The following is an 18,779-nucleotide window of genomic DNA, read 5'->3' as shown; positions in this document are numbered from 1 at the left end:
AAACCATCTCATTTTTTATCACGTTTTCAGACGCCATGATAGGAGCGTTTTGATGCTTGAGCGGGAGACCCCATCTTGAGTTCACTAAGAAATGGCGATCGTATCAGAAGCGAATTCTAGACGAACTACAGTCACATCTCGATGATGATCGATTACACATTGTTGCGGCTCCGGGTTCGGGTAAGACTATTTTGGGTCTGGAGGTAGTCAGTCGTTTTAATCGTCCTACTCTGGTTCTTGCCCCAACAATTGCGATTCGGGACCAATGGGTCCAACGACTTGTTGAATACTTTCTTCCCGCAGGTTCTACTGTTCCCCCTTGGGTTTCAAAGGATATTCGGAATCCTAGATTCTTTACGGTCTCAACGTATCAGGCACTTCATTCGGCATATAATATGGGTGAGGACGAAGATGTTGATGAGGATGAAGATACTGTTTTGAATGAGGATGCAGATGATGCATCTGATTTGGGAATTGTAAATGTTCTTGGCCAGACTCAGGCGAGTAAGCCTGTGATTCCTATGGTTGTCAATGATCTTGTTGAGGCCCTTCAAAATGCGGGGATCGGTACTCTGGTCTTGGACGAGGCACATCACCTTAGGAGCAGCTGGTGGAAGAGTCTGACTTCTGTGATAGATCGCCTCGCAAATATTAAAATTATCGCTCTGACAGCAACTCCTCCATATGATGTGCCCGAATTTGAGTGGCAACGCTACATAGATCTCTGTGGTCCGGTGGATGCAGAGGTTCCCGTTCCTGAGCTGGTGGCCGAAGGAGACCTATGTCCTCATCAGGACCTTGTTGTTCTCTCAACACCTTCTAAGGAGGAGAACAAGGAGATTAAAAAATTCAGGGGCGAAGTCAAGGAATTTGTTGAACGACTATACATGAATGAATCCTTTCTGCAATATCTGTACTCACACAATTGGGTATTGAACCCAGAACTCTATGAGGAGGAGATCCTCAATCAACCTTCATTCTATTCAAGCATACTAATATTTCTTAATCATAAAAAAATCAAACTTCCGAAACAGGCTGTACGATTAGTGGCTGGTTCAGTCAAATCAATTCCTGCTCTTAATCTCGAGTGGCTCGAGATTTTGCTGACCGGACTGCTCTTTCCGCCCGGAGTCCAGAGACCTAATCTTCCAATTACTTTGGAGGAGATACGCGATCACCTTCGAAAGATTGGAGCCATAGAACGACGACGGATCAGCCTTCGGAAAAACAAGCGTATCGAGAAGTTACTCAAGCAGAGCCTCTCAAAGATGGTGAATGTAGTAGACATTGTTCGCATAGAATACGGATCACTTGGGAATCAATTGCGAATGGTCATCCTGACAGACTATATTCGGAAAGAGTCTTTGCCGCGCACTTCTGATGATGAGACCCCGCTCAACAAGATTGGTGTCGCTCCGATCTTTGAGATTATTAGAAGGGCGAAGATCCAAGGACTACAGTTAGGTGTACTAAGCGGTTCTCTAGTTATCATACCTGCCTCAGCTGCCGACTCGATCCGTGATCATGCCTACAAGATGGGGATAGATCCTCATGGTCTCCGTCTTCGTGCGCTTCCGTTCTCTACAGAGTATCTTGAGGTCCAGCTCACTGGATCCGATCGAGACCTTGTCGTCCGGCTCATCACCGAGGTCTTCAACAGTGGGGCGATCCAAGTACTGGTCGGAACAAAGTCCCTGTTAGGTGAAGGCTGGGATGCACCGTCGATCAATTCTCTTGTGATCGCAAGTTTTGTCGGCTCGTATATGCTCTCGAATCAGATGAGAGGACGAGCAATTCGGACACAGCACGGGAATCCGGACAAGACCTCAAACATATGGCATCTTGTCTGTGTTGAGACCGGTGCGGACTCGGCTGGCGAAGACTATGAACTGATGGAACGCAGATTCAGAGCCTTTGTGGGGATCAGCTTTATTGAACCTGTAATTGAAAATGGTTTTACTCGATTGGGTATCCCACGTGCTCCGATCAAGAAAAAAGAAATTAAGAAATCGAATGAGCGGATGTTTGAACGGGCACGGAATCGAGCAGAAGTTCGTGAAGAGTGGGAGGCTGCACTCCACCGGGGTGATGAGGGAGTCCGATTAGTTGAAGATGTCCGGTTTCATAGACTGCATCTTCCACGAGGTTTTGTCTTCTATAATACTGTCGCGGCTCTATTTTGGGAGGGGGTCTTCTGGGGACTGTTCACTTTTACGGAATACTTACGAGGCTTAGTTAAGCTAGCAATATATGAACAGTTTTGGTTTGCATTTGGCATCGGTCTAATTATCACTGCTATTGTGATGTTGCCTCACGTGATCAAAGCTCTGTTGTTGTTTGTCAGACATGGTCCTATCAAGTCGAGCCTGTCACAGGTGGGAATGGCACTTCTCAAGACATTGCGATTCATGGGCGAGATCAGAACAGATATTGGTTCTCTACGAGTCGTTGTTGAAGAGATTGAAGGTATGCCGGGATATGTGTATTGTCACCTTGAGGGCGGGTCGAATCGGGAGAAGTAGGTGTATTTGGACGCTCTTCAAGAACTACTAGAGCCAATTGATAATCCACGGTATTTATTCATTCGTAAATCCCATTTACTGTTCTTTGAGCGTGTAGATTATCATACAGTCCCATCACTAATTGGTATGAGAAAAAAGAATGTCGAGTATTTCGCTGAGATGTGGCGCAAATATGTCGGAGCGATGTCCTATGTCTACACCCGAAATTCGGAGGGTCGTGCAATTCTAGTTCGTGCACGGAACCATTCTCTGTCCGGTGCCTTTCGGCCAAGATCTGAACGGGTGACAAGGTGGAAATGATATCTTCATGGAGTGGGCATTATTGTGGGTGCCAACTATAATAAACAAAATTTGTCAACGCAAACAGGAATGCACATAAAAATATGCGGAGGGACGATTTGAATAGATCCCTCATTCATAATACAATCTGTCTACCTGAGTGTCAGGTTCTGGCCATGCAGACCGACTGTTCCATGGATAGTCATCGATCTCACGAGGATGGGGCCTGACCGGAACCACAGGTGTGAATATTGTGGGACCATGGGAAAGGCCTCTCCATGGCTGGATTAAAACCCAAAAGGTAAACTTAGCAATTTATACGAAGTTTTAATACTTCGGGATAAATTGAAACATAGAATAAAATGCGGTTGCACGCACTATAGCACTCGAGATCATTGATTACTTTCAAGTAAATGGAGGCAAACCTGTGAGAGGGTATTATCTACTTGTGATTACGATACTCATTGGAAGTTCGTTTGCGTTTCCCATCATCACTCCCAATACAGCATCTATTCATGCCATGGCGGACACCAATTCTTTAAGCGATGCTGCTTCACCCGCGCAAGCGACAAACTGGCTTGCAGAATGGACCTATAGAAAGGCCATCACTATCACTGGTGTAGAAGATGCTGGAACGAATTACCAGATCAAGTTAATTCTTCATTATGGTTCAGGTACAGATTCCGGGAATAATATTTATCTTTTATCTCATTGCCAAGAAGATTTTGGGGATGTGCGATTCACAAGTAATGATGGTCTCACACAACTGGATTATTGGATCGCAAGCAAGACCGATAGCAATGATGCAGTTTTCTGGGTCGAGGTCTTGAACAATCTTGATTCGGATCAGGTAATTTATGTTTATTATGGCAACAATGCATTCCAGACAACAACTAGTAATGGGCGAAATACGTTTCTTTGGTTCTATGATTTTGAGAATGATGTGGTTGGTGCGGATCCATCCACGACCTATTGGGATCCGCCTGTTGATGATGATGGAATACGAATCATCAATGATCCTGACCGCGACGGAAAATGCCTTGAGGTACACAATGATGGAGCCGATGATGCAGAGACGTATGTGCAGACAAAGTCCCTCGGACTACCTGGAGGTCTCCCTGGTGTGGCTGTAAATATGTTGGTCCAACGAGTGACCGATGAATATACGTATGATAATGTCCAAGGTACAAGTGGTAATGTCCTCATTCATGGGGTCTGGAAATATTCTACAGGGTATAATGATCCCCAGTTTTATGATGGCACCGACTACAAGCAACCGACTCCCGACTGGACTGAGGGTACTTCCTTTACATGGCAAAATTGGGAGTTCAAATTTCACGATGGAAGTACCGCAATACTTGAGGATTACACGAGTGGATCCACACATACGATCAGTCTTGCGACGACTTACGATCGCAATACAAACTATGTTGATGCAATAAGACCGATGTATTCTAATCGATGGCGCAAGCACTCTGCGTATGTTGACGATATTTTTGTCAGGAAATGGGTCTATGCCTCCCAAGGCGAGCCGGCTGTATCATCGGTAGGCGAAGAGGAAAATATCAATATTCATAATTCTCCTTGGTTATATGGCTGGAAATATAGAATATGTATTAATATTGATGGTGCGACTGGTGCGGGTACTAACTATCAGATCATGCTGAAGGTGCATTATGGTACTGGGACTAATACTGGAAATAATGTGTTTGCGGCAAGCCACTGCCAAGCAGATTTTGGTGATATCCGGTTTGTAGACGATGATGGCCAGACACTCCTTAACTATTGGATGCAAGAGAAAGTAGATTCTGATAGTGCAGTGTTTTGGATCAAAGTTACAGATGATTTGAGTTCCGATCAGAAGATTTATTTATATTATGGCACTAACATAGAGACCGCTACAACAAGTAGTGGTCAATCGACATTTCTGTTCTTTGATGATTTCAATGATGGAGTATTGGATACTACAAAATGGGATCACGTAGGATCTCCTGATGGTACTGAAAATAATGGGCAATATGACCAGCCGCAGGATAATTCGTATAATCAAGGTATAGGGACCGATCAACGTTGGCTATATGCTAGTGGTTATGCGGTTGGAGCCAGACTGTATTCTGATTGGCCAACATCAGGATATGGAATGACATGGGGGCTGGCTTTGGACGATGCCGCTAACAACAATGAAGACACTTACACGAACGGTCTTCATAATTTCATTGGATTTAGACGCGATGCCGATGGGTCTCAAAAGATAGCCCATACTATTCATGCCTCGACTCCCACAGTTGATGCATTTACTTGGGCGGGATCATATCATAATTTTGAGACAAAAGTCACATCCACTTTCATCAGTTTATCCTACGATGGAACCACTCTGGAATCCGGTACTGGTGCAACTGACACTCAATTTCGCATTACCTTGATCGGTAATGGTCCTGCGGATGTTCATGGAAAGGTTGACTGGGTATATTTACGGAACTTTGTGACTAATGAGCCGAGCATCTCTTCGTTTGGTAATGAAGAATATAACGGTGATTATGGTGGTTCATACAATCCTGCCTTGCTCTACCAAATAGCTGGTTTTTCCCTCTTTGGATTAGGAATTTGCATTATTGTGGTTGCAGTCTTGGTGTTTCGTAAATATTCTGAGAAAATACATCTCACCTTTGATCGTTCATCGAAGGCAGAGGAACGTAAAGAACCCCAATCACTTTTAGAATCGCCCGGTGAAAGAATTACCGATCACGTACCACGAGAGATATCTCCGCAATCGCCTCAAATGGATGCCATTGTTCAAGATGTCATCGCCACCAGAAGAGTACCACGTGTGTTTGAGAAAATTATGACCAAATCCACCTCAAATGATCCCATCCAAGTAAAAAGTGGATTTGATGTTGTTGGAGAATATCTCAAGTTAGCTGTCAAAGTGGAAAACACAAGCGATCTCATCATCACTGATGTTCAAGTGATTCTGAATGTTCCCGATGGCTTCGAATTTGCGAGAGATACTTCACAAATGCAAAAGCTGGGGAATATTGCAGGGCACAGCTTCCAGAGTGCGATATTCTGGTTGCGGCCACTTCGCTGTGTGGACAGTGAATATGGTGGAACTGTCTTGTATGTGGACGCGCATGGAACGCAGCAGGTCGTCAAGATCCCCACAAAGCGGTTGGTGAACATCTGCCCTATGCTCACAGCCACTGAACGGGCCGATGAGGTATTCTCTCGATTAAAGAGCGGTGCCCTTGCACGCAACTGCTCCTCCTTCGAGTTTTCAGGAAATGCTCGTGCAGTGCTCAAGATGGCAGAAGCCCGATTAAGCGGTCTCACACCAGTGGATCATTCCGAACACGAATACGAGGACGGGATGTATCTAGGGTATGCCTGTTATGTTGGTCAGACCAAATATGGTGAGAGCCAGTTCGCTGCTGAGATTCAGGTCAGTGGAACTCCCCAGGGCGGAGTGCTCACGGTCAGCATATACTCAGATGACGAGAGGATCTTGAGCGGGTTCTTTGTGGACATCATGTATGATATTCGCCAACACATTGAGATCATCAAGGAGAAGATGTGTCCTCTTGCGACCTGTTCCAAGTGTGGTGCACCTATTGATCTCACAAAGGTGGGGCCCGATAGGATCTACAGGTGTGAGTACTGTGGGACTATGGGCAAGGCCTCACCATGGCTAGATTAGATGGCCTAAAGAATTGGTAGTTCCTTAGTTCATGCATCAAACGTTGTCACCGTTCAATATGATCTGACGTAGAAGGAATACGATCATAGATGCGCCAAGAACGGCAAAGGGATCAAAATCCAGAGGCTGCTCACAACCCAAGTTATTCGGAGCCTGACTCAAGATCGCGGCAGGAGATCACACTTTACAGGTCTCATGTCTCGATCAATGGAGTAGTATACGCATTACCACTCAACCTCAATCGTCATATACATCGATATGACTCGTACATATTATTTATAAATAAATATTCCATGACCATGAGAGAAAAGGAGATATACAAATTTAGCCAACATAGTATTGAGTGAACTCATGACGATACCATTTACATGTGAATGTAGAATGGTCTCGAATAGAGGGGCAACAGATGGGTAAAAGTCTCTGTTTGGTAGCAATAATACTTCTTTTTCCGGGAATGCTTGCTATTCCATCATTTGTGATCCTGACTTCTAATTCATTGACTGTTGATAACAAAACACATGATGTTCAAGGAAACTTTGGCATAGCAGATACCACTTACTGGCTCAAAGGCTGGAACTATAGACGTGCCATTAACATCACTGGATCTAAGGGGGTCGGGTCAAACTATCAGATCCGAATAACTGTCCATTACAGTAACGGTTCCTTTCAAGGGAATGATGTATTTTGTAATCGGCTCTGTCAGCCCGATTTTGGAGATATTCGTTTTACACGGAGAGATGGGATCACCCTGTTAAGTTACTGGATTCAGAATTTGAGACCCAAGGACAATGCAACATTCTGGGTAAAGGTGATCGACAATTTAGAGACCTCTAAAATAATTTATATGTATTTTGGCACTGATGACTATCTTGGAACAACGTCATCAGGAGAGAACACATTCTTGCTATTCGATGATTTTAACGAATCCTCTCTTGATTGGACGAACAAATGGGCATCAACTTCTCAAGGAAGTTATGCGATCGTGGAGGGTCAACTAATATGTAATGCGCCTGGTGTAGATAGCGGATTTTTATATACAAAATATCCGGTAAGCGAGCGAGCAAGAGTGTTCTATAAGATCCGTGTACGGAACGCAAGTGCATATTCGTTTTATCAGTCTTTTTCAAATCAGACTGCAACAATACAGGAGACCGCTTCATACACCTTGTTCTCAAGTTCTAATGACTCGGTCCAAGGGTTTCATGCCGAAATTGGGTATGGCGGAGGTGGTAATAGATCACTGACGTGGGATCCTTGCAAGTGGGCCACAATAGAGATGTGTGTTGATAATGGATATGCATACGTTTCGGTTCTTCAGGGATTGTCAAATTGGACATTCACTGGCACGAATGCTTCATATGGCCACAACACTAGATTTTGGAAGTTCCTCTCACTCTCTGATAGTATCGTGTACATTGATGACTTATTTATTACAAAATTTGCCCAACAAGCACCACGAATTGCCTCTGTCACATTAGAGACGTATTCACCAAGTTCGGACATAACTCAAGAACCGACCTATATTATACCAAACACAACTAGTACAACTAGTGAGACCTCTTTGGCTGGAGGGCGAACTCTTGGACTAATCTTAGTTGTTAGTGCGTCACTCATGGCTGTGGCTCTAATTCTCTATGGTGGCAAGTCTGTATTTTATAATATTAATTCTGAACATTCTACACGATTCCCCGATCTTCCGGACTTGGATGGTCTCTTCGAGGACTCGATTGTATCGCCCTATGGATTAGTGACAACACAAGAAGGTCAAGAACTATTGGCTTGTGAGAAGCATTCACGAGTTGAATCTGTGTCAGCATCAAGAACTGCTCCCAGAGTGCTCGCAACAGAGATGACGCAAGATCAAGTTAGTGGTCCAATAGACGTAGAGAGTGGATTTGATACTGCTGGCGAATATCTCAAGCTCGCAATAAAAGTGACGAACACGGGATCGTATCAGATCACTAACGTGACGGTTTTCGTCGATGTCCCGGATGGTTTTGAGTTCGTGCGAAAGACATCGCGGAGTCAAAAGCTTGGGCGCATCCAACCAAACGGTTTTCAGAGCGCGATCTTTTGGCTGAGACCTCTTCGATGTGTTGATGGTGAATATACTGGCACCGTTCGTTATGTGAATAAGAACGAGGTCATCCGCTATGTCAAGATTCCACCCAAACGGATCGTCAATATTTGCCCAATGCTCACAGCGACCGAACGGGCTGACGAGGTCTTTGCACGGTTAAAGAGCGGTTCTCTCTCTCGAAATTGTTCGTCTTTTGAATTCACTGGCGCGCCGCGCGTCGTACTCCACATGGCCGAGGCACGACTAAGCGGACTTGTACCTGTGGATCACTCTGAGGAGACGTATGACGATGGGGTCTATCTCGGGTATGCGTGCTATGTTGGTCAGACGAGGTATGGCAAGTATCAGTTTGCCGCGGAGATGCAGGTGACGGGTTCGGCACGCGGGGGTGTTCTCACGATCAGCATCTATTCTGATGACCCGCGGATTCTCAGCGGTTTCTTTGTAGATGTCATGTACGATATCCGAGAACATATTGTGATTCTTGAAGAGCGAATGTGTCCCATAGCAACATGTCCGAGATGTGGAGGTTCCATCGACTTGAGGAAGGTTGGTCAGGACCGCATTTTCCAATGTGAGTATTGTGGGACGATGGGAAAGATCGCTCCGTGGTTGGTATAGGACTCCGTGTAGTGATACGACTCGTCTTGGAAACTCGGGAGACGTACTGACGTAAATAATGGTCCGTTCAGTAATGCATCACTCACCTATAGTTGGAAATACTTTTTAATAGACTAAGTAAGACTGGCCATAGCGATCAAAGGAGCGGGAGTGATACTGATCACTAGTAGGTATAACACTCATACTATGTGAATGATTGAAACATATCCTCATCAATCTCAACACTTCAAGTCTCGTTGACCGCGTTCAATTATAAGAATAAAGTGGTGTGTATTGTGGTCTTTGACAGTTCAGTACTGCCTTGGGTGGCCCATTTATTTTTATTATCCTTTTTGACAAGTGCCTTAATTGACGGATTACGTCGAAGAGACTATTTCCACTTTCATCACGAGCTAACCAAGTTTGATCGCTCACTGCTAGCTGTACTATTCGGTTTTAATATTATTATTGTAGGCCCGATCTTTCTAGTATACACATGGTTCAATCCTGTGCTGGGCCCTTATGCAACACTTGTTGAAACGTTACTACGTATAAGTAATATTATTTCATCGATCATTCCCTTACTCATATCGGGGGCATTTTCCTATCTTATTCTATCCATTCTATGGGAGACCTATGGGGTCTCGATCAGCCTGTCATCTGTAACAATAGTCTTTGGTCTTTTGTTGTATATAGAACTCATAGGTTGGCTTCAACCGGTGATACCATTCATCGTTGAATCAATTACCACTCTACTGACACAATTATTTGCAATACTTTTCGGATTAATGCTGCTAGTATTTGTTAGTGAAAAATGCATTACTCAAGATGAAGCAACTAAGGGCAAAAACGAATCACAGAGTCATCAGACTGGTGAACCATCATTAAGCAATGCCTTTTGGTTATGTATCAATCTTGGTCGGAGAGTGGTCTTGGAAAATCATGAAGACTCGCTTCGACTACTACGCCAGTCCTACCTGTTCAACGATCTCACAAAAAATCTACTGGGACAAGCGGGCAACGTCATTGGGTTCGATTTTAAAGATCTTATTCACGACCATGATCTCCTGATGGCCCAAGACATCCTGAAACCTGTCACTGGCCAGTTCGGTATGCTGTCAAAGAATCTTCACGATCGCACGACAATTTTCAAAATCATCATTCTGGGATCTCTACTGGCTCTAGGTGTATCAATTCATCTCCGTTTCTTTTTTGGATACTTGTTTGTCATTCCGGTCGTCATTCTGGCCGTAATCATCTATGCCTTGGAATCAGAGTCGAGTCAGTTCGGAGTAAATCGCTACGGTCGGCCGGGTATTCCGCAATACCATTCATTTATGCTCTTTGATGATGAGTTCCGCCGTCGGGTCATACGCGATAGATTTCTGTTCGTGATGAACATTGTAGTTCTTGGTGCTATGGTAGTTCTTGCTGCAACTGGCCAAATATCGTATTTTTGGGGCGCGATAGCTCTGGGCACAATCGCAGTCGCCTTCTATTTGGTCAGACACGATCACACTATCAGAGCAGTCCGCTTATCGTTCGATACTGCATTTGAGCGCAGTATCCAGTTTCTTGGTCTAAAGAGAGACAAGGAACAATCCGTTGAATCCATGGAAGTTGATGTTTCTTTACCAGAGGAGGAGACAATTGTGTCGCCTTCACAGGATAGCGAGGTCTCTGAAGATTGGCAGCAACTGCTACGTGCCAAAGGTCATGATGACTTTGTTGATCGAGTCGAGAGTAATGCATCTGATGTCTATGGTGACATGAAAAAACGCTCGATGCCTCTTGCTCTTGGTTTTACCACGGTTATCTTTGGAAGCATGTTATTTCTTATGCCATTCCCTTTGAATGGTCTATCCATGTTTCTATTAATATATTCATATGCAGCGTTGATAATTGGAATCCCCGCCCTCTTGTATGGAGTCTATAACTCTGTCATTGAATTTCAGAATTACAGATTTCATGGTCTCTCCCGAAGAAATTTGGGGAATGTTCTTGGATTCCTTGACTTGAGGGAGATTGGTGATACTGAGATCGGAAGGGTCTCTGATCCATATGTCCCGTACGAGATCCGGGCGCTTATGATTAATAGAATACAGTCCATAATGGTGTTGAGAACTGCAATTATCCACCTGGGAAATCTTGTCACTTGGCCAAAGTCCCTACTTGATCGTGTGTGGAAATCACGGTCTTCTTATCCAAAACTAGAACTAGTTGGTGTCTTTATAGTATCTATGCTCCTGATAGTTATACATAATGACTTTTCAGTCTTGGACTCGGATATATTTCCGATCTCACCAAAATTACTTTTTGAATTATTAATCGGGTTTCTTTTTGTGCTCGCTATTTTATCCATAGTATTTTACTATCACGACAAGAGGCGGCTTGCTGACATTCTTCAAGAACCTTCACGTCACGATTCCACAAATCAAGACACACTAATCGAATTAATTCGTCTGCTCAAGTCGCAGTTTCCCTTCCCATTGCGTATCTATGTGATCAATTCATACCCCGAAGTTGTGTATACTGGCCGGTCGTTTGTCACAACCGAAGGTGTCGAATTTCGAGAGGCCATTATTATTCCTCAAGGGTCTTTATAGCGAGTAAAGAGATAGAGCATTATTATATATTATTCGGGAAAAAGTAATAACCATTGATTCGCGTTATCACGTGTTAGTGATGAGCCCTGGATAAGTTGTACACTTTGGGAGATGAAGGCACAGCAGCGCGGCCGAATAATGCCCCTCTATTTCTGCATCAAGATATAGTTCTGACCTTATCGTCTGCTTTTTGTCTGGCCATTTTGCCGAGCCCATTTTATTTAAAATATCTGCTGGATACAAACATTGCTGATCTTGTCCTACTTATGATTGGCGAGCTCATTGCTGGGGCGACGTTTATATTAATTATTCAACTCTATCAAATAATACGGTATAAAATTCCTTGTCAGGATGAAGAGTTTCAGTATCTATTACATAATGCGGCTACAAAAATCGGATACAGTGACGAAGTTGAAGTCTGGTCTTACGAGTCCACAAAACCAATATTCGTACATTTCGCAACAGTTCTCTCTAATGTTATTGTGATCTCAACCTCTGCTTGCACAGACATGCTAACGCGACCCGAGGAGGGTGAGGCTATTTTGGCCGATGCATTACTGGACCTAGAACAGAATAGGAGATCACGAATTTGGATTCCCCTATCATTGTATATTGGCCCAATTATTCTAATGCTGTGGTGGTTTATCACACCCGTTCCAGTAAAAATGATCTTTCTCCTCGTGATAGTCGGCGTATCTATCCCCTGTACTTTCATACGAGAGGTAAGACCAACTATTCAGCAGAAAACGAATCCTGTGATGGAGATATATGGAATTCATCCCGATGCTGCAAAAATCCACGTCTTCAGAGGCGCACCGCCGACTTCTACTGAAGAAAAAAATATCCGTAAGGATGAGGATGATCAACAGTCCACTCCGAGATCGACTTTGCTCGTGCTATTGGTAATTTCGAGCAGTGTACTACTTGCACTTGTTGTAGCACTGATTGTTACTCAACTCATTGTGGTAACATTACCAAGCATCATTGATCTGATCGGCTCACGTGATCTATTCATGTTGATAATTTTCGGTATCTCCCTTGTGATTGTCTTTAATGTCGTTACACGCTGTTCGTTCTATAACAAGTCTTCGCAGCAAGATGTTGGTTGCAGTGAATAGATTTTCTTAACTCTCATATGAGAGAATAAGACCTTACGTGCTATTCCTTGGAGGCCGCGATAAGCGAAATTTCTATTTTTATTGAGAGGCGGGTCTCGTCGAGAGTGTTTGGGGTGATTATAATGGATCCTCCGAAAAGGGAGATCAAGCGCCGAGCGTAAGCTATCTCTACAGCTTCATGTAGGGTTGTACTAGTATAGCGAAGAAGCAGATTTTGTTTCTTAGTCGCATCTTTGGTCAGAACCGTCAAGTCCATATTAGCTACGACATAAGTGATCCCTTTCCATGACCTTTGAGCGAGTTCTATGTTAGCAGAGTTGATTAATCCAATTCTTGTAACGATGAGTCCAATCACATTAGATATCGCATCAACGAGTAGGTCATTAGCTAAGACAAAATACTCTCCGCGGACTTGACTGATTTCTGGAGCGCACCCACAGAATTTTGGAGTGATCACGAATTTGAGGGCGTCAACAAAATCGACAGGCAGCAGGCTATCCGGTGAGAATCTTTCCTCTGAGAGAAGGATATCAATATTCCGGGTAATACTCTCGGCCCGAGAGAGATCGCTCAATGCCTGTGACATAATATCAAGACGAGTGTCTATGTCCTCCGTTCGCCCAAGCAGTTCAATTGATTTTGCAACTGTCTGGATCTGAGAGAGAAGATTTGATGAGAGCAATTCCTTCTGGATGAGTACTCGCTTTTCGAATTCTTTGGTGGTCTTGACTTCGTAAACATATCTCTTCAGAACTATCATAATGCATAATATTGCGGTTGCGAAGAGGAGAAACTCGGTCAGCCACCACCCCGTTGACCAGATAGTGAAGTTCGCTCGCAAGATCACGACTACGACCCAGATTGCCGAGAAACCTGCAATATTCATATCAAATGTGAACTTGCCTCCAGACATAGTAATCAATGCGAAGAAAAGATTGAGGAGCGCAAATAGTGAGAGGTAACTGAATGAAATCATAAATGATGTGGCTAATGCAGATTGAACGAATGTTGCTTGGGATAGATTTGGAAGTAACAGAAAAATCAGATCGCGGACGAATTGGGCGAACCCCAGCAAAAAGACAAAGACGATGGCCATCATTCCGAAAAATAATTTTGATCTGCACAGGTTTTCGCTCAGTCGGGGCGAGAACGTATTCTTGTATGAAAAGATGAGAAGCAACGTAGCGATGACTGAACCAGTAATGTACGGAACCAGCGTTTCTGTATTGGCATATCCTGGAGTAATAGGTGAAATGCCAACCTCGATCTCTGCAACTGCCCAGAATAGTAACAGCAAGATTATTGGAGTATGCCAAGCCGCTGGTGATTTTCTCGCTCTCATGTAGAGGATAAATCCAGCTCCTGCAGCAAGAAATGCAGCAGAGATGTGAATGCTCATCGTCAGGCCAACGTCAATAAATGAGAACCCGATAGTAAGATAATCGAGCAGGTATGCTACGAGAAATGGGACCAAGACGACTACATTGATTCCTATAGCGAAGAGATAGGATCTTTTAGAATCGACCCCGATTGAAATGAGATAGGGTACAGTGATGCCTGTGATTGCATATATGAACCCCATCGCAATGAACCCCATCGAAAGTAACCATAGTCCTGATGGTGCAGATAATATCAATGCGTGAATAATAGTCGAGATGCCAAGAAACCAGATTGCGATAGACAAGCGGACAGGATCATTTACCGTAATCGTCCGTCGTTTTCGAAAGATCAGGAGACCTGCACTAAGATATGAAACAGATGCGATTGCCGCAATAAGATATCCTCCTACAAGGAAGATGCTCTCTACTATTTCTGCCTGTATGATCAACGTGAAGATTATGGAGATACTGACGCCAACTAGTACGATTATCTTCACCAAGTATCTGGTGACCCCGCGGGTTTCGCCTTGTACCGGCCTATCTACTAGAACACTATATGCCAACAATAGAATTCCGGCTACCATCAGGGCAATCAGGTTAAGAAATACTCCGGATGTGTGAGCATGAACAACGGTGTTATTTGTGCGCCATATGTTTGAGATCGCAGAGCCTGCAAAGATCAAGAATCCATACGTGGTGACACCCGTCAGAATCTGGTTTGCAATAGTATTTTGAGTACGTAAGAGATTGACTAAAGAAACTGTAAGAGTCACACTGAGAAATGCTATTGCAGAGTAGATTGCCGTGGTACCTAGAGCGGAGTTCCATGGAGGTCCACTCACGTAGAACGCCCAGACATAAAGAAGCATGAGGGGGAGTCCAAGAATGCTTCCTTTGTGATTACTTTCCAATATTGTTAACCAACTCAAGTATGGAGAAAATCATAAAGAAAAGTATTGTGTAGGTACATTACCTATCATCTATTATCTTCCAGGGGCTGGTCGAAAAAACATCATAGTCTTGTAAGAGATTATGAAACTCTCTTATGGCACATGATTCTTGGCAAGAGGGAATCGCATGATGATCGTGGTCTCTAACTGGTCTTCGCCTATTGCCTCCGTAGTGAACTGAATCGTAGCATCAAAGAGATCGATCAAACGCTTGGCATATGATATTTCAGTGGCTTCAATTGTTGGGCCTTGAACGTACCGCGAGATAAGATCACGTTTTGTTACTGCGTTTTCAGTCTCGATCCGCATAGAAATATCCGCGATACATGTCGTCGTGTCATCGTCACGTTGGACGACAACCTCTATGGCCTTGGCCGTTCCTACGCGCAATATAGTAATCTTGAGGAGGCTCTTGATGGCATCGATAAGTAACGTATTGGCGGCAATGTAACAATCATCATCGATCGTTTCAATAGTGGGAGTGACGCCATAGATTTCTTGAGTGATCACTGACTGGATCATCTCAGCAAGGCCGATATTTGACAAGTCCTCGGGGGCAAATTTCTTGCCAAGAAGTATGACATTCATGTAACGGACAATATCCTCCGCTCTCGAGAGCTCGCTCAGAGATTTTGATACAAGATCAAGCCGTTTGTCAACCATTCTCTCGGTTCCCAGTCGTTCAATGATCTCAGTAGATACATTCAGTCGCGAGAGCAATTCGGAGGTCAAGATGTTCTTTTGAATTCTCATTCTACTCTCGAAATCATTTCGCCTCTCGATAACTTCAACATAGGTCTTGACAAGATAGAGAATGCTGATCATAGTGGCTCCTAAAAAGACAAGTTCGCTCATCCACCAGCCCGCAGTCCAAACAGTGAAATTGGCACGTAATAGAATACCAATGATCCACACTGTATTAAGTCCTGCAAGATTGCTATCAATAGTCAAATGTCCCCCATATATGCCTACAAGTGCAAAGGAGAGGTTGAGGAGAGCAAATAGTGCAGCATATCCAAAGAGCAACATGAATGCGGCTGCAAGAGGTGTGTGATACTGAATCGGAATGATCACCGATCCTATGGAACTAATGAGTTCCCCACCGATGAGTAAAAGAAAGCTAATAGCAACCATGGATAGATACGTTGTCATGGTGGGTTGAAGATTAACGTCCTGCTTCGGAACTAGTGTGCGACCATACGCGATCGTGAGTAGCAATGTGGAAACAATTGCTCCAATAATATATGGCACTACGGTCTCACTATTCTGATAGACTGATGTGATAAATGGAGATACCCCCACTGCGAACTCGGCAACACACCAGAATATAAATAATAATACTATTGGTGACCGCCATGGTGCAGGACTTTTCGCGGATCGTGAATGTAGAAGGTAGGCGGATCCCCCAGCAAGAAGTGCCAGCCCAATATGATTAACGGTTGAAAATCCGATGTCAATAAATACGAATCCCGGGACCAGCCCTTCAATATAATATGCCACCAAAAACGGAAGTACAACAATCAGGTTGATACCTATGGCAAAGAAGTATGCAATCCGTTTTTTCACTCCTGTTTCTAGAAGATAGGGATGTACAACTGCGACAGTAGCATAGATGAGTCCTATTGCCATAAAACCCATCGAGAAGACCCATATCGATGAGGGTCCGGGTAGGATTAACACAAGAACAAATGATGCTGCGCTGATGAAGACAATTGACTTGGACAGTCGTACAGGATCTGGAAGTTGCATCTCATTACGCTTTTGAAAGAAAATTAACGCTGATATTAGAAATGATCCTGTAGCAATTGCCCCTGCGACATAGCCACCTATGAGAAAATAGATCTCTGGCAGCGGTGACCTCGCAATGAACATGAACATTACGAAAATACCTGCAAGTACAAAGACTATGATCGAATTAGTAGTCTTACTATAGCGTCTTGAATCTTCAGCCACGGCTTTCTGCAGCCGGTAGGCATATCCCAAGACCAATAGTCCGGCGTTTGCAAACGCTACTAGATTGAGAAAAATTCCTGCTGATCGTGTGTGTATCGCAATTGATTGTGCTTGAAACGTGTAGAAGACTGCGGCGCCTGCGAACACGACCGCAGAATACCCTGTTGCCATGGAGTAAATAATGTGAGCCGGTGAATCATCGATTCGTTGGAGATAACCGAGTGAGGCCGTCAAAGTGACAAATAGAAATGCCAATACTGAATATATGGCTGCTGCACCACGTGCTGTGTTCCAAGGAGGACCGCTCAGATAAAAGCCATATACTGCCAGTAGCATGATGGGGATTCCAATAATACTGGTCCAATGTGTTCGTGCCATTCTTTCTCAGCGCCGATTGATGTTCCTAAATTCCATGATAATATACTAAGATTGAGTTTAATATATCCTACTATCTCTAAACAATTGTAAATTTATAATGCGTTGTAAGAAGGAGTTTTTCTTTTGACATAAAATTCTACCTATTTGTTTTAATAAAATTGGTGAAATCGTGTGGATCGCGCCCGCCCAGCAAATTTATAAGAGGAACAGTAGAACGATTAACGATTCTGCGATTTAAATCACGAATCGCCGTATACAGAAAGGTATATGTTTATCATTTGTTAATTTATACCATATTTTCTTTCAGGAGGTTTGCATATAATGCATAAAACTGTCCTATTGGCTTTTGCTTTTTTTTCACTATTTTTTTAGCGGCAAGTCCATCTCCAGCACAGGCATTACCATGGGACGGAGAACACACGGATCAAAGTGTTCCAGCAGGATCATGGTTATACCAGCAACTCGACCTATCAAAAGGCGATACTGTTTCAGGGTACATCGAAACTGATGAAGATACTATGGGTCTAGATTTCTTCATTTGTGATGCAGATAATTACAGCGAATGGGAAGCAGGTTACAGTGCAATTGTATATAATAAAAAAGACAACATGCATACTATGTGGATTTCTTTCACTACCCCCTATACTGACTCATGGTATTTAGTATACAGCAACAAAGACGGTTCAAGTACTGTTTCATTTGATTTAGGCGTCGATATCAACGATGATAATTCCCCCTACTATTCTTCCTCAACCTATGACGAAACAGGCTATGCTAAGGTTTTGGAACCAGATGAATATTTTGCGCTTCATGGGTATTTCCAAAAGGGGACCGTACTATCAGGGCACTTCTCTACATTCTTCTCAAATGATGGACTCAATTTTTTATCTGTGACGAGACCAACTACAACTCGTGGAAATCTGGAGGCTATGCAACCAAGTTCGATCGCAAAGACGGTTATCACATTGCAATTATTGACTCTTTCACAATTCCTTCTTCAGGGGACTGGTACATAGTATTTTCAGCTGAAGATGAAGTAGATACAGTAACTTTCTCTTATGGGATCAACATTGATACATCTGGAATTGGTGGATCAACTACAACTACAACCACAACTTCGGCATATGTCAGTTCAACAACGCCTGATACCCCTCAAGTACTTGGTGCCACCACTATTATCGGTATAGTGGCGCTTGCAGGATTAGCAGTCATTTGTGGAC

The 18,779-nt window shown here is 43.6% G+C and carries 9 protein-coding genes; 7 read left to right on the top strand and 2 right to left on the bottom strand.

Features of this window, described 5'->3' with window-relative positions; translation table 11 throughout:
- Positions 1-56 precede the first annotated feature (56 nt).
- The 6 genes from K9W43_11670 to K9W43_11645 all read left to right on the top strand — a co-directional run bounded on the left by K9W43_11670 (position 57) and on the right by K9W43_11645 (position 12,899).
- Positions 57-2,522 carry a DEAD/DEAH box helicase family protein gene (locus K9W43_11670; protein MCF2137880.1) on the top strand — a complete coding sequence of 822 codons (2,466 nt, stop codon included), beginning with the start codon at positions 57-59 and terminating at the stop codon, positions 2,520-2,522.
- A complete protein-coding gene (locus K9W43_11665) occupies positions 2,523-2,822 on the top strand; it encodes a hypothetical protein (GenBank protein MCF2137879.1) in 300 nt (99 codons plus the stop codon).
- A gap of 406 nt (positions 2,823-3,228) precedes the next feature.
- Positions 3,229-6,495 carry a DUF2341 domain-containing protein gene (locus K9W43_11660; GenBank protein MCF2137878.1) on the top strand — a complete coding sequence of 1,089 codons (3,267 nt, stop codon included), beginning with the start codon at positions 3,229-3,231 and terminating at the stop codon, positions 6,493-6,495.
- 406 nt (positions 6,496-6,901) lie between these two features.
- Positions 6,902-9,196, top strand: coding sequence for a DUF2341 domain-containing protein (locus K9W43_11655; GenBank protein MCF2137877.1), 2,295 nt, complete (start codon positions 6,902-6,904; stop codon positions 9,194-9,196).
- Positions 9,197-9,471: 275 nt separating this feature from the next.
- Positions 9,472-11,781: a hypothetical protein gene (locus K9W43_11650; protein MCF2137876.1), complete on the top strand. Its 2,310-nt coding sequence runs from the start codon at positions 9,472-9,474 to the stop codon at positions 11,779-11,781.
- A gap of 203 nt (positions 11,782-11,984) precedes the next feature.
- Positions 11,985-12,899: a hypothetical protein gene (locus K9W43_11645; GenBank protein ID MCF2137875.1), complete on the top strand. Its 915-nt coding sequence runs from the start codon at positions 11,985-11,987 to the stop codon at positions 12,897-12,899.
- Between the two features lie 40 nt (positions 12,900-12,939).
- On the opposite strand, the gene K9W43_11640 is transcribed toward K9W43_11645, so the two are convergent.
- On the bottom strand, positions 12,940-15,189 hold the full coding sequence (locus K9W43_11640) for a hypothetical protein (GenBank protein ID MCF2137874.1): 2,250 nt from the start codon (positions 15,187-15,189) through the stop codon (positions 12,940-12,942).
- A 132-nt stretch (positions 15,190-15,321) separates the two neighbouring features.
- Positions 15,322-17,559: a hypothetical protein gene (locus K9W43_11635; GenBank protein ID MCF2137873.1), complete on the bottom strand. Its 2,238-nt coding sequence runs from the start codon at positions 17,557-17,559 to the stop codon at positions 15,322-15,324.
- A gap of 518 nt (positions 17,560-18,077) precedes the next feature.
- On the opposite strand from K9W43_11635, the gene K9W43_11630 reads away from it, so the two are divergent.
- Entirely contained in the window at positions 18,078-18,575 is a 498-nt protein-coding gene (locus tag K9W43_11630; GenBank protein ID MCF2137872.1) for a hypothetical protein, read from the top strand.
- Positions 18,576-18,779 lie beyond the last annotated feature (204 nt).

It is taken from the genome of Candidatus Thorarchaeota archaeon (assembly GCA_021498125.1).
Classification (GTDB): domain Archaea; phylum Asgardarchaeota; class Thorarchaeia; order Thorarchaeales; family Thorarchaeaceae; genus B65-G9.
The sequence above is the reverse complement of the archived record's forward strand: the minus strand, read 5'-3'. Positions and strand labels throughout refer to the sequence as shown.

Coding starts and splice junctions, on each gene's coding strand:
- K9W43_11655 (MCF2137877.1), top strand. CDS start 6,902: ATGGGTAAAAGTCTCTGTTTGGTAGCAATAATACTTCTTTTTCCGGGA.
- K9W43_11635 (MCF2137873.1), bottom strand. CDS start 17,559: ATGGCACGAACACATTGGACCAGTATTATTGGAATCCCCATCATGCTA.
- K9W43_11630 (MCF2137872.1), top strand. CDS start 18,078: ATGGGTCTAGATTTCTTCATTTGTGATGCAGATAATTACAGCGAATGG.